We start from the raw sequence: 13,135 nt of genomic DNA, 5'->3' as shown, positions 1-13,135 counted from the left end.
CCGCCTGCCGATCGTCCACAATACAGCGTCCTTTGTGCGTCCTTCAGGACGTCACTGCACGCGACAACAGCCGCTGTCTGGCGGTTGCGGTGGAGCAATGCTCTCCTCCGCCATAGCCTGGCTTATGCACAGAAATAAAGGCGAAGACGCTGCGAGAACGGTCCAAATGGTCGCGCCGATGGCGCACGGGCTCGTTTCTACTGCGCCTCAACCGCGGGTGCTGCCTCCGCGGCGGCCTTCGCCGCCTCCGCCGCCTTTTCAGCTTCGAGCTTTCGCCACCGCCGAACATTGGCGTTGTGCTCCTCGAGCGTTTCAGCGAAGACGTGCCCGCCCGTCCCGTCAGCGACGAAATAGAGTTCGGGCGTGCGCGACGGATTGGCGACCGCTTCGAGAGCGGCCCGGCCGGGATTGGCGATCGGTGTCGGCGGCAGCCCCTTGATGACATAGGTGTTGTAGGGCGTGTCCTTGTCGAGATCCGATTTCAGGATCGCCCGATCCGCAGGTTTGCCCTCTCCCCCGAAGATGCCGTAGATGATCGTCGGGTCCGATTGCAGCCGCATCCCTTTTTCGAGCCGGTTGATGAATACCGACGCGACCCGCGGCCGCTCGTCGGCACGTCCCGTTTCCTTTTCGACGATCGAGGCAAGGGTGACGAATTCCTCGATCGTTGAAATCGGCAGGTCGGGATCGCGTTTGCTCCAGATCTGCTCGACCATGGCTTTCTGCGCGGCGATCATCTGCTCGATGATTTCGTTGCGTTGCGTACCGCGCATGAACTTGTAGGTATCCGGCTTAAGCGACCCCTCCGGCGGCAGTTCGCTCGGGAGCTCGCCTACGAGAACCGGATCATCGGCGAGCTTGCGGAACATCTGCTTGACCGTCAGGCCCTCCGGCAGCGAGACCGAATAGAGGATCGACTTGCCTGACTTCAGGAGCTGCATGATCTCCTGCATCGAAGCATGGGCCTTGATCTCGTATTCGCCGGCCTTCAGCGTGTCATCGTCCAGATAGGCCTCGGAGACAAAGCGGAACACGCGGCTATCGGTGATGATGTCGTTGCGCTCCAGGCCATTGGCGATTTCCTGTATGCCGGCACCGCTGCGCACGATGAAATTCCTGTTCGCCTCGAGCGGACCCGGCTTTTCATATTCGTGCATGGCGTAATAGACGGCGCCGGCCGCCGCCAGTGCCACTAGGACGACGACAGTCATCATGAAGTTCAAGAAGATCACGACTTGGCTGCGGGCCTTTCGCGAACGCTTCGGCGGCTGCGGCACCTTTTCCGGTCGCAGCGCCTCGCTGGCCGACTTCGGAATGATCGGCCCGTTGCTCCCGCTCTCATTGCGGCCGAACTGCGCCGCTCTGTTCTCGTTTGAGTCGCTCACGATGATCCCGAATCCGAAATTCGCTCCTTCGATCAAGCAGCCCGCCGGCGCGAATTTCGGCCTGGACCGGCGGCACGCATGAATGTGTCAGGGCAATGGGTATCCTACAATTGTCAGCCGTGCCTTGCGCGAACATCGCCACCGCGTGGCGATGAAGCCGGCCGGTTCCCCGTCAACGATGACTCCCGCCCTCGAGAGCGGCATGCGCACGGAACGTCGCCCGCATTCCCCCTGCCAAGCCCTTCGCCGACAGGTTTTAGCGAGCATTGCGGCAAAAAGCAGGACATTCGGCGGCGGGACCGGGCTCGACAGCGCGGGCAACGCGCTGTCACACCGAGAGCGCAGCATCAATCGCCCGTGTAGCGGCGCAGAACCAGAGATGCGTTCGTGCCGCCGAAACCGAAAGAATTCGACAGGGCAACATTGATCTCGCGCTTGCGGGCGACGTGCGGCACCAGATCAATCTTGGTCTCGACGGACGGATTGTCGAGATTGAGCGTGGGCGGTGCGACATTGTCGCGAATCGCCAGCGCCGAAAAAATCGCCTCGACCGCGCCCGCAGCCCCGAGCAGATGCCCGATGGCCGACTTCGTCGAAGACATGGATATTTTCGACGCGCTGTCGCCGACCAGTCGCTCGACGGCGCCGAGTTCGATCGTGTCGGCCATGGTCGACGTGCCGTGCGCGTTGATGTAGTCGACATCGGCGGCCGTGATCCCCGCGCGCTTCAGCGCCATCTGCATGCAGCGATAGGCACCATCACCATCCTCCGAAGGCGCGGTGATGTGGAAGGCATCGCCGGAGAGGCCATAGCCGACCACCTCGGCATAGATCTTGGCGCCGCGGGCCTTTGCATGATCGAGTTCTTCCAGAACGACGACGCCGGCGCCTTCACCCATGACGAAGCCGTCGCGATCCGCATCATATGGCCGCGACGCTTTTTGCGGGCTGTCGTTGTGCTGGGTCGAGAGCGCCTTGCAGGCGGCAAAGCCCGCCAGTGAAATGCGGCAAATCGGCGATTCGGTTCCGCCTGCCACCATCACGTCGGCATCGCCGAGCGCAATCAGCCGGCTTGCATCGCCAATCGCATGCGCGCCGGTCGAGCACGCCGTGACGACGGAATGATTGGGGCCGCGCAACCGGTGGCGAATGGAGACCTGGCCAGAGGCAAGATTGATCAGACGGCCCGGAATGAAAAAGGGCGATAGCCGGCGGGGACCCCTGTCGCGCAAGGTGTAGCCGCCCTCGACGATCCCTTCCAGGCCGCCGATCCCGGAACCGATCAGAACGCCGGTCGCGATCTGGTCTTCATCGCTTTCCGGCTTCCAGCCCGCATCGGCCAGCGCCATGTCCGCGGCCGCCATCGCATAGACGATGAAGGGATCGACCTTGCGCTGCTCCTTCGGCTCCATCCAGTCGTCGGCATTGAAGGTGCCGTCGGCACCGTCGCCGAACGGGATACGGCATGCGATCTTGGCGGGGAGATCCTCAACCTCGAATTCCGTGACCTTGCGCGCCGCGTTGCCGCCGGCAAGAAGACGCGACCAGCTAACCTCGGTTCCGCAACCCAGAGGCGATACCATGCCGGTACCGGTGATAACGACACGTCTCATAAACCGTGATCCACCCTGACTGTTCGATTCCAGTGCCGGACCGGACCGCCTGCGACGCCCCGACCCATGCCTCCGCTGCAAATCTTGTGACGACGTTCATAGGGAAAGGCGGGAACGCTTTGCTGATCGCTACCCGCGGCAGACGCGGGCCAGCCCACCTCCCCAGGGCTGAGCGGGCCGCGAGAAAGGCGGCCCGTCAAGCGGCTTTGGCCGCGAAATGCAATCAGGCCTGAGCCTTCTCGATGAACTTGACGGCGTCGCCGACGGTCAGGATCGAGTCCGCAGCGTCGTCCGGGATCTCGACACCGAATTCTTCTTCGAATGCCATGACCAGTTCGACCGTGTCGAGCGAGTCCGCGCCGAGGTCATCGATGAAGCTTGCGCCTTCGCTGACCTTTTCGGCGTCGACGCCAAGATGATCAATAACAATTTTCTTCACGCGTTCTGCGATATCGCTCATGTCGGAGTTCCTCGACCTTCGTTTCTCTGCGGCGCCAATGGCGCCGGTATTCAATTCACGCCTGATAGACCAAGATGGGCCACCGGGCAATCCATTCAACCGACACTGCGGAAAACCGTGGCAGCGAAGCTGCCGGACGACCCGACCGGACCGGTCGACTGCGCACAGTCATGGCCCGATTAACACGGTTTAAGTCTGTCGCAAAGTCGGAAAATGCCTGACATTCGCTTGCTCAACATTGAATTTCAGGCATTTGGCCTCGGTTCAGACGGCCGGCTGGGTGTCGCGAAAACCAGCCACGGGAACACGGGATCAGATCATTGCCATGCCGCCATTGACGTGGATGGTTTGGCCGGTGACGTAGCTCGCCTCATTGGAGGCGAGATAGACGACGGCGGAGGCCACCTCCGCGCCGCTCCCCATGCGTCGCATCGGGATGGCCGCCATGATGCCTTCCTTCTGCTTCTCGTTCAGCTTGCCGGTCATGGCGCTTTCGATGAAGCCCGGCGCGACGCAGTTCACGGTGACGTTGCGGGTGGCAATTTCCTGGGCAAGCGATTTGGAGAAGCCGATCATGCCCGCCTTCGACGCGCAATAATTGGCTTGGCCCGGGTTGCCGGTGACGCCGACGACGGAGGTGATGTTGATGATGCGGCCGAAGCGGCGGCGCATCATGGGATGGGTCAGTTCCCGCGTCAGGCGGAACACGGACGTCAGGTTGACCTCCAGAACATTGTCCCAGTCCTCGTCGCTCATACGAACGAAAAGTCCGTCCTTGGTGATGCCGGCATTGTTGACGAGGATGTCGACGCCGCCGAGTTCGACCTCCGCCTTTTCGCCAAGCGCCTTGACTTCGCTCCTGGCGGAGAGGTTCGCGGGGAAGACATGGACCCGCTCGCCGAGCGAGTTCGCCAATGCCTCGAGCTTCTCCACGCGCGTGCCGTGCAGGCCGACGGTGACGCCTTGGGCATGCAGCAAGCGGGCGATTTCCTCGCCAATACCACCGGACGCGCCGGTTACGAGGGCCTTGCGGCCGGAAAGATCGAACATGGATTTCTCCCTTGTGATTGCGGCGCTCAGGCCACGAGGGCGGCAAGCGCCGCGTCGATATCGGCGGGCGTATTGACCGCGATGCCGGTGACATTCTTGTCGATCCGCCGGGCAAGCCCCGTCAGCACCTTGCCCGAGCCGATCTCGTAAAGCGTCGCGACGCCATTGGCGGCGAACCATTGCACCGTCTCGCGCCAGCGCACCTGCCCAGTCACCTGCTCCACGAGCAGCCGCGCGATCTTCTCGGCATCGCCGACTGGGGCAGCGCGCACGTTCGCCACGACCGGCACGGCTGGATTGCGCATTTCGACCTTGGAGAGCGCCTCGCGCATGGCTTCGGCGGCGGGTGCCATCAGGGCGGAATGGAAGGGCGCCGAGACCGGCAGCATCAAGGCCCGCTTGGCACCCTTTTCCGAAGCAAGCGCCGCCGCTCTTTCGACCGCCGGCCTCTCGCCGGAGATCACCAACTGCCCGCCGCCATTGTCGTTGGCGATCTGGCATGCGCCGATCGACGCGGCCTCACGACAGACCGCCTCGACATCATCGTGCTCGAGGCCGATGATCGCCGCCATCGCGCCCTTCCCGACCGGAACGGCCGCCTGCATGGCATTGCCGCGAATGCGCAAGAGTCGCGCCGTATCGGCGAGGGAAAAGGTCCCGGCGGCACAAAGGGCCGAGTACTCGCCGAGCGAATGACCGGCGACGAACGAGACCTTGCTCTTCAGATCGAGCCCTTTTGCCTCGAGGACACGGATGACGGCGAGCGAGACCGCCATCAGCGCCGGCTGCGCATTGGCGGTTAGCGTGAGCGCCTCTTCGGGCCCGTTCCACATGATCTCGGAAAGCTTCTCGCCAAGCGCTTCATCGACTTCGGCAAAGACGGCGGCCGCTTCCGGGAAAGCTTCCGCCAGATCCTTGCCCATGCCGACAGCCTGGCTGCCCTGACCGGGGAACGTGAATGCAATGCTCATCAGGAGTGCCTCTTCCCATGATCGTTTCAGGGCGGAGCGATCCGGCCCGCCTCGATCGATCCCGTGGTTCAAACGGAACACCGGCGAAGACATCCTCCGCTTCCGACCCGCCTGCTGTTTTCCCCTCTCCATTCACATTCCTGACCGGCGAGTCAAGCGCGCGGCGCCGTCTTCATCAGCCTCTCCTTGGCTTTTGCCCTTGAACTTCGTCAATCAAGACGTAAGTTTGCCTTCGTCATTGCTGCCGCGCACCATCTATACTCGGGCTGCAGGCATCATCCTGCATTGAGGCGGCGCGCCAACCCTCCCGCCGGCGCGCGCCCGCCACGACCAAGGCCCGCCACGACCAAGGAACGTCACCTCATGCGCTACAACACACTCGGCCGCACCGGCATCAAGGTTTCCGAGATCTGCCTCGGGACGATGACCTGGGGCTCGCAGAACACGCCGACAGAGGCCCATGCACAGCTCGACTACGCCTTCGAGCTCGGCGTGAATTTCATCGACACAGCAGAACTCTACCCTACGACGCCGCTTTCGCCCGAGACCTATGGCAATACCGAACGCATCGTCGGCGAGTGGCTGACAAAGCGGCGGCGGCGCGACGATGTGGTGCTCGCGACCAAGGTCGCAGGCTCCGGCCGCTCCTATATCCGCAATGGGGGAGCGATCACCCCGGAGGGCATCGACCAGGCGATCAATGCCAGCCTCAAACGGCTGAAGACCGACTACGTCGATCTCTATCAGATTCACTGGCCGAACCGCGGCCACTATCATTTCCGCAATGCGTGGTCCTACGATCCATCGAAACAGGACAAGGCGCATGTCGCCGCCGATCTAAAGGCAATTCTCGACAAGCTCGGCGAACTCGTGAGGGCCGGAAAGGTTCGCTCCGTCGGGCTTTCGAACGATACGGCCTGGGGCACGATGAAGATGCTCGACCTCGCCGAGCAACATGGCCTTCCACGCGTGGCGACGATCCAGAACGAATACAACCTACTTTATCGCAGCTACGACCTCGACCTGGCCGAACTGTCGCACCATGAGGATGTCGGGCTGCTCGCCTATTCGCCGCTCGCAGCCGGCCTCCTGACCGGAAAGTATCTCGACGGGGCGAAGCCCGCCGGATCGCGCCTGTCGATCAACGGCGATCTCGGCGGCCGCTTCACGCCGCACCAGGAACCCGCCGTTGCAGCCTATGTGGCGCTCGCGCGGGAACAGGGTCTCGATCCGGCGCAGATGGCGCTCGCTTTCTGCCTGACGCGACCGTTCCTGGCCTCGGCCATCATCGGCGCCACATCGATTGCACAGCTGAAGACCGATATCGGCGCCGCCGAGATTACGCTCTCACAGGACGTCATGAACGGCATTCGCCGTCTGCATCGGCTCTATCCGGCGCCGATCTGATCGGGATCGCCCCTCTCAGGCAGCCATCAAGCGGCAGCTTTCCGCGCAACGCCGGCAGGCGTCGACGCAACCCTGCATGTCGCCGATGCGTTCGCAATCGGTCGCGCATTCGGCGCAGATCTCCGCGCATTCGGCGCAGATGTGCCGGTGATGGCGCGTCCCGACCAGCATGAAATGCGCCGCGGTCCGGCAAACTTCCGCGCAGGCCATCATCAACCGGAAATGCGACGGCTCGGTGTGCTTGCCGCCCGTTTCCAGGCAATGGCCCATCGCCGTCGAGAGGCAGGCACTGTAGCAGGCGAGGCACTTGTCGATGCATTCCTGCACCTTGGGGTCGATATGGCTCATCTTCGTCTCCTGCTGCTTGCGGTGTTGCAGGAGGCAAAACAAGGACGGCAGGCGTATGTTCCCCAATCTCCCCATCTGAGCGCGCCGAATGGCCGCACGTCCGGCAAGTTCTTGCGATCGCGCCTTGCATTTGTCCGGAAAATCCGTATAAGCGCGCTGTTCGAAACGCCCGGTCTTCTGGCTGGTGGCTGAACGGAGGGCCGGCTTCCGCCTTGGAGGCCGCTAGGAATATAGAGATATTCCGGCCTCCCGTGTCTCCGCTCTCGACCGTCTCGATACAACACTTTCTTGCCGGCTCGTCGCAGCCAATAAGAACAGTCGTTGAGGCTTAGCCGCCGAGGCCCGGGCTGATTAACGCAAGAAAGGCAAGCCACAATGGCTCTTTATGAACACGTATTCCTTGCACGGCAGGACATCACGCCGCAGCAGGTCGACGCCCTCGTCGAACAGTACAAGGGCGTAATCGAAGCGAATGGCGGCAAGGTCGGTCGCGTCGAGAACTGGGGCCTGAAGTCCCTCACCTACCGCATCAAGAAGAACCGCAAGGCTCACTACGTCCTCATGGACATCGATGCTCCGGCGCCGGCAGTCCACGAAGTCGAGCGCCAGATGCGCATCAACGAAGACGTGCTGCGCTATATGACGATCGCCGTCGAGAAGCACGAAGAGGGCCCGTCCGCGATGATGCAGAAGCGCGACCGCGACGATCGTCCGCGCGGCGAAGGCCGTGGCCCCCGCGACGGGGGCGACCGTGGTCCCCGTTCCGACCGTGGTGACCGCGAAGACCGCCCGCGCCGTCCGCGTGAAGACCGCGCGTAATCAGAAGCCGAAGGAGATAGATGACAATGGCTGAAGTTTCTTCCGCTCCGGTACGCCGCCCGTTCCACCGTCGCCGCAAGACCTGCCCCTTCTCGGGCGCAAACGCTCCGCGGATCGACTACAAGGACGTCCGCCTCCTGCAGCGCTACATTTCCGAGCGCGGCAAGATCGTTCCGTCCCGCATCACCGCCGTTTCCCAGAAGAAGCAGCGCGAACTCGCCCAGGCGATCAAGCGCGCACGCTTCCTCGGCCTGCTGCCCTACGTCGTGTCGTAAGGCCATGACTCTCCGTTGATCGCCTGACTCAACGGAAGTTCAAATCCCTTGGGCAGGGCTCTTCATCTCGGATGAAGCCCTGCCCTCTCCCTTCCGCGGTGGGCGCGGATCGGAACCGGCGGTAGACGCCAAATCCCATGTTGGGGCACGCGAACAGTCGCCCCTAACTGCGTTGAAGCAGGACAGCGAACGTGCAGAACTGGAACAGGACATCGCTGATCGTCGGCGCGCTCGCCGGCATTACCGCCGCCCTTCTGTCGATGGGCGCGAATACGCAGTCGTCCTTTGCCATTGTCCTCTATGCCGCTTCCGCGCTGCCGATCCTGATCGCCGGGCTCGGCTGGGGCAACGCCGCCGCCATTGCCGCCATTGCCGCCGCTAGCGTGACGGCAGCAAGCCTCGCGTCCCCCTATTTCGCGCTTCTAATCCTGGTCGTGACCCTTATTCCCGCGGGCTGGCTCAGCCATCTCGCCAATCTCGCCCGCCCGGCCAGCGAGATCGGCGGACCGGAGAGCGCCCTCGCCTGGTATCCGCTTTCAGACATCCTCAGCCATCTCGCGGGCCTCGTCACCATCGGCATGATCATTGTCGGCTACATCGTCGGCTATGATGCGAGCGTCTCCGACCTCATGGTCGATATGCTGATCGAGGCGGTGAAGGCGCAGGAGCCGCTCTACAATCCGGACGCTGCCTCCGTCGCCCAGTTGAAGGCAATATTCACGCTGGCGCTCCCGCTCGTGCAAGGGGCCGTCTGGGTGATGATGCTGTTTTCGGCCTACTATCTTGCAATCCGTATCGTGCAGATGTCCGGTCGCTCCGTGCGGCCGCGGGAAGATATCCCCTCCACGCTGCGCATGCATCGCAACGCCATCTTCATCTTTCTCGCAGGGCTCGTCCTCGCCTTCATCGGCGGCGCGCCCGCGACGATCGGCGCCCTCGTTTGCGGCACCTTCGGTGCGGGCTTTCTGCTTTCGGGCTTTGCCTCCTTCCACTACCGCACGCGCGGCAGGGCATGGCGGCTGCCCGTGCTGTGGATCGCCTATCTGTCGGTATTCGTGTTCACGCTTCCGGCGCTCTTCTTCCTTCTCTTCGGATTGACCGACACTCGACGCACCATCGCGGTTACGCCGACGGGAAAAAGCTAAACAACGAACAATGCCAAACTGAAAGGAACGAAATCATGGAAGTCATTCTTCTCGAACGCATCGCCAAGCTCGGCCAGATGGGCGAAACCGTGAAGGTTCGCGACGGGTTCGCCCGCAACTACCTGCTGCCGCTCGGCAAGGCGCTGCGCGCCAATGCTGCCAACAAGGCCCGCTTCGAAGCAGAGCGCGCAACGCTTGAAGCCCGCAATCTGGAGCGCAAGTCGGAAGCCCAGAAGGTTGCCGAAACGCTCGACGGCAAGTCCTTCGTCATCGTCCGTTCCGCTGGCGAAACCGGCCAGCTTTACGGCTCGGTTGCCGCTCGCGACATCATTGAAGCCCTGGCTGCAGAAGGTTTCAACATCAACCGCAACCAGGTGAACCTCAACCAGCCGATCAAGGCTATCGGTGTCCATAAGGTTACGCTGCACCTGCATGGCGAAGTCGATGCAGTCATCGAAATCAACGTCGCCCGCTCTGCCGAAGAAGCCGAGCGTCAGGCCAAGGGCGAAAGCCTGACCTCCGCCGAGGCGATCTACGGCGTCGACGAGGACGCGCTGAAGCCGGAAGACTTCTTCAACCCGGAAGCCGAGTTCGAAGGCGAAGAAGAATAAGCGCCAGCGAAAGAACTGATTCAGGAGAAACCCGGACCCCTTGTGGTCCGGGTTTTTTCTTTCCCGGGCAGGTCGACCTAACCACTCGCTTAGCGAGCGACGCCAAAGCGCGAATCAGATACCTTATCCGGACTCCCAGTCTCAATTGCCCCTGCCTTGCGACCGGCCCCTATCGCGCCTTCGGGCGGCCCTGTGGATGAATGTGGACAACGGGCAAAGGCGACGGGCGAGGTTGCATGCCGCGGCACTGTTGCACGGCTACACTAGACGCGGACCGGCGCAGGCCGCAAACCGGATTGCTCGAAGGAACGACAGGCGGAACGGAAAGAAGATCATGAACGACGCAGCGCGAAAGCTCGCCCCCTTGGCCAAGGATCAGGCGGACCAGCACTATCGCGAGGCGCCGAACAACCTGGAAGCCGAACAGGCGCTGCTTGGCGCCATCCTGGTCAACAACGACGCCTTCTACCGCGTGTCGGACTTCCTTAAGCCCGTGCATCTCTACGAGCCGCTGCATCGCAAGATCTTCGAGATCGCCGGCGAAATCATCCGCATGGGCAAGACCGCCAATCCGGTGACGGTCAAGACCTTCCTGAAGGCCGACGAAAAGGTCGGAGACCTGACGGTGGCGCAATATCTCGCGCGCCTAGCGGCCGAAGCCGTTTCGATCATCAATGCGGAGGATTACGGCCGGGCGATCTACGACCTGGCGCTGCGCCGCTCGCTGATCACCATCGGCGAGGATATGGTCAACATCGCCTATGACGCGCCGCTCGACATGCCGCCGCAAAGCCAGATCGAGGATGCCGAACGGCGGCTCTTCGAACTTGCCGAGACGGGGCGCTACGACGGCGGCTTCCAGTCGTTCAATGATGCCGTGGCTCTTGCCATCGACATGGCAGGCCAAGCCTTCGAGCGCGACGGGCATCTTTCGGGCATCTCCACCGGCATCCATTCGCTCGACGGCAAGATGGGCGGGTTGCAGCGTTCGGACCTGATCATCCTGGCCGGACGCCCGGGCATGGGCAAGACGTCGCTTGCGACGAACATCGCCTACAACATCGCTGCGTCCTACGAGCCGGAGGTGCAGCCGGACGGCTCGTTCAAGGCAAAGAACGGCGGCGTCGTCGGCTTCTATTCGCTCGAAATGTCGTCGGAACAGCTTGCAACCCGTATCATCTCCGAGCAGACGGAAGTCTCTTCATCGAAGATCCGCCGCGGCGACATTTCGGAGGCCGATTTCGAAAAGCTCGTCGCCTGCTCGCAGATGATGCAGAAGGTGCCGCTCTATATCGACCAGACCGGCGGCATCTCCATCGCCCAATTGGCGGCGCGCGCCCGACGCCTGAAGCGGCAGCGCGGCCTCGACGTGCTCGTCGTCGACTACGTGCAGCTAATGACCGGCTCGAAGAAATCGGGGGAAAACCGCGTACAGGAAATCACCGAGATTACCACCGGCCTCAAGGCGCTCGGCAAGGAACTCAACGTGCCGATCATTGCACTATCGCAGCTCTCGCGTGCCGTCGAAAGCCGCGAAGACAAGCGCCCGCAGCTGTCTGACTTGCGCGAATCGGGCTCGATAGAGCAGGACGCCGACGTGGTGCTCTTCGTCTTCCGCGAGGAGTATTACGTCAAGAACATGGAGCCGCGTGACGAATTCGATCCGAAATACGAAGAGTGGAAAATGCAGATGGACAAGGTGAAGGGCACGGCCGACGTGATCATCGCCAAGCAGCGTCACGGACCGACCGGCACCGTAAAACTCGCCTTCCAGTCCGAATTCACCCGCTTCTCGGATCTGGCCGACCCGTCGTTCACGCAATACGAACATTGAGCCGGACGGGAGTTGTCCCCTCATCCCGCTGCCGCGATCTTCTGGCTGCAGGCGGGGAGAAGGGGACTCGTGGCGCCCCCTCATGCTCTCCGGACCCTCCGGCGAGGAATGGGCCGCCAGCGCGCTGAGGGCCGCCTTTTATAGACCAGTGTCACCCGCCAATCATTGCCCTTCCCATTGCCACGGCAAAGACGCCGATCGCAACGGCCCAAAGCAGCGGCAGTCGCGTCGCAGCAATTGCCGTCGCAAGGGTAGCGAGCGTTTCGGCCGGGCCGGTGGCGAGTGCCGTCGGGGCGATGACGGCCATCAGCACGGCGGGCGGAATAACCTCCAGCGCTCGCCTCTGCTGCGGACCGATGGCGACGAAGCGGATGAGGACGAGGCCGGCGATGCGCGTCAGCGCCGTGGCTGCGGCCATGGCGACGATGGCGAGGAAGGTACTCGGATCGAGGGTCATGCGCAGGCCTCCTGGCCGACGCGCGTCACGAGGGTTGCAACGACACCCGCGGCGGCACCGGCCGCGATGTACCAGACGCCAGGCAGAAGCTGGTGGACGAGCACGGCCGCGGCGGCACTGGCGGCGAGCACCGCGCCGGTCTCGCGGCCCTTCCAGAAACTCGCGACGAGAACCGTGAAGACGGCCGGAAAGGCAAAATCGAGACCGATCGCCTTCGGATCTCCCAGGAAGGCGCCAACGAGCGAGCCCGCAAGGCTCGTCAGCACCCAGACGCAATAGAAGGGTATCGCGAGGCCGGCATACCATGCCGGCGTCAACCGTGTCTCTTCAGCGCGCAGCTCCGCCATCGCCCAGATTTCGTCGGCCAGCAGCAGCATCGCGGCATACTTCGCCGGCCCGGAAAAGGACGGCATCCTCGTGCCTATCGAGACGCCCATCAGGACGTGCCGGATGTTCACGAGCAAGGCCGAGAAGGCGAGCGCGCCCCAGGAGGCCGGATGCATCCAGATATCCATGGCCACGAATTGCGAGCCTCCGGCAAAAACCAGGGCACTCATCATCGTTGTTTCGAGGCTGCTCAACCCTTTGGAAGCGGCAACGGCGCCGAAGACCAGGCCGATCGGGACGACCGCCACGGTAAGCGGCGCCATCGCCCGTACGCCGCCGATAAATTCGTCGAGGATATCCACCCTTTTCACGTCCATGATCTCCGTCCTTTTTACCAGAGCTCATAGGGGGAGAACGATGCCGGGTCTTGAAC

Annotated in this window: 14 protein-coding genes; 6 read left to right on the top strand and 8 right to left on the bottom strand. The window is 62.7% G+C overall.

Annotated elements, in window-relative coordinates; genetic code table 11:
• Positions 1-197 precede the first annotated feature (197 nt).
• The 5 genes from mltG to fabD form a co-directional block, all read right to left on the bottom strand.
• Complete coding sequence (gene mltG / locus AC4P1R_RS03715) at positions 198-1,385, bottom strand: endolytic transglycosylase MltG (protein ID WP_069460846.1); 1,188 nt, start codon at positions 1,383-1,385, stop codon at positions 198-200.
• 347 nt (positions 1,386-1,732) lie between these two features.
• Positions 1,733-2,998, bottom strand: coding sequence for a beta-ketoacyl-ACP synthase II (gene fabF / locus AC4P1R_RS03710; protein WP_069460602.1), 1,266 nt, complete (start codon positions 2,996-2,998; stop codon positions 1,733-1,735).
• Positions 2,999-3,221: 223 nt separating this feature from the next.
• A complete protein-coding gene (locus tag AC4P1R_RS03705; RefSeq protein WP_003531676.1) occupies positions 3,222-3,458 on the bottom strand; it encodes an acyl carrier protein in 237 nt (78 codons plus the stop codon).
• A 312-nt stretch (positions 3,459-3,770) separates the two neighbouring features.
• Positions 3,771-4,508 (bottom strand): 3-oxoacyl-[acyl-carrier-protein] reductase, encoded by a 738-nt coding sequence (gene fabG, locus AC4P1R_RS03700; RefSeq protein ID WP_069460601.1) that lies wholly within the window; start codon positions 4,506-4,508, stop codon positions 3,771-3,773.
• Between the two features lie 26 nt (positions 4,509-4,534).
• Positions 4,535-5,479 carry an ACP S-malonyltransferase gene (gene fabD, locus AC4P1R_RS03695; RefSeq protein WP_069460845.1) on the bottom strand — a complete coding sequence of 315 codons (945 nt, stop codon included), beginning with the start codon at positions 5,477-5,479 and terminating at the stop codon, positions 4,535-4,537.
• Between the two features lie 363 nt (positions 5,480-5,842).
• On the opposite strand from fabD, the gene AC4P1R_RS03690 reads away from it, so the two are divergent.
• Entirely contained in the window at positions 5,843-6,886 is a 1,044-nt protein-coding gene (locus tag AC4P1R_RS03690; protein ID WP_069460600.1) for an aldo/keto reductase, read from the top strand.
• 15 nt (positions 6,887-6,901) lie between these two features.
• Here the strand turns inward: AC4P1R_RS03690 and AC4P1R_RS03685 are convergent, their stop codons facing one another.
• Positions 6,902-7,234, bottom strand: a complete 333-nt coding sequence (locus tag AC4P1R_RS03685; protein WP_069460599.1) for a four-helix bundle copper-binding protein — start codon at positions 7,232-7,234, stop codon at positions 6,902-6,904.
• 375 nt (positions 7,235-7,609) lie between these two features.
• On the opposite strand from AC4P1R_RS03685, the gene rpsF reads away from it, so the two are divergent.
• The 5 genes from rpsF to AC4P1R_RS03660 all read left to right on the top strand — a co-directional run bounded on the left by rpsF (position 7,610) and on the right by AC4P1R_RS03660 (position 11,918).
• Positions 7,610-8,053, top strand: a complete 444-nt coding sequence (rpsF, locus tag AC4P1R_RS03680; RefSeq protein WP_069460598.1) for a 30S ribosomal protein S6 — start codon at positions 7,610-7,612, stop codon at positions 8,051-8,053.
• A gap of 26 nt (positions 8,054-8,079) precedes the next feature.
• Positions 8,080-8,328 carry a 30S ribosomal protein S18 gene (gene rpsR / locus AC4P1R_RS03675; protein ID WP_012707461.1) on the top strand — a complete coding sequence of 83 codons (249 nt, stop codon included), beginning with the start codon at positions 8,080-8,082 and terminating at the stop codon, positions 8,326-8,328.
• 191 nt (positions 8,329-8,519) lie between these two features.
• Entirely contained in the window at positions 8,520-9,473 is a 954-nt protein-coding gene (locus AC4P1R_RS03670) for a YybS family protein (protein ID WP_069460597.1), read from the top strand.
• Positions 9,474-9,508: 35 nt separating this feature from the next.
• Positions 9,509-10,084 carry a 50S ribosomal protein L9 gene (gene rplI, locus AC4P1R_RS03665; RefSeq protein WP_069460596.1) on the top strand — a complete coding sequence of 192 codons (576 nt, stop codon included), beginning with the start codon at positions 9,509-9,511 and terminating at the stop codon, positions 10,082-10,084.
• A 334-nt stretch (positions 10,085-10,418) separates the two neighbouring features.
• Positions 10,419-11,918, top strand: a complete 1,500-nt coding sequence (locus tag AC4P1R_RS03660) for a replicative DNA helicase (protein ID WP_069460595.1) — start codon at positions 10,419-10,421, stop codon at positions 11,916-11,918.
• Between the two features lie 151 nt (positions 11,919-12,069).
• Here the strand turns inward: AC4P1R_RS03660 and AC4P1R_RS03655 are convergent, their stop codons facing one another.
• Complete coding sequence (locus AC4P1R_RS03655) at positions 12,070-12,375, bottom strand: AzlD family protein (protein WP_069460594.1); 306 nt, start codon at positions 12,373-12,375, stop codon at positions 12,070-12,072.
• Positions 12,372-13,025 carry an AzlC family ABC transporter permease gene (locus AC4P1R_RS03650; RefSeq protein WP_106407950.1) on the bottom strand — a complete coding sequence of 218 codons (654 nt, stop codon included), beginning with the start codon at positions 13,023-13,025 and terminating at the stop codon, positions 12,372-12,374. Before AC4P1R_RS03650 ends, AC4P1R_RS03655 begins: the two co-directional genes overlap by 4 nt.
• Between the last annotated feature and the right edge of the window lie 110 nt (positions 13,026-13,135).

The sequence above is a fragment of the Sinorhizobium sp. Y406 genome (assembly GCF_058732025.1).
Note: the sequence above shows the minus strand (reverse complement) of the source record. Positions and strands in the feature narration are given on the sequence as shown.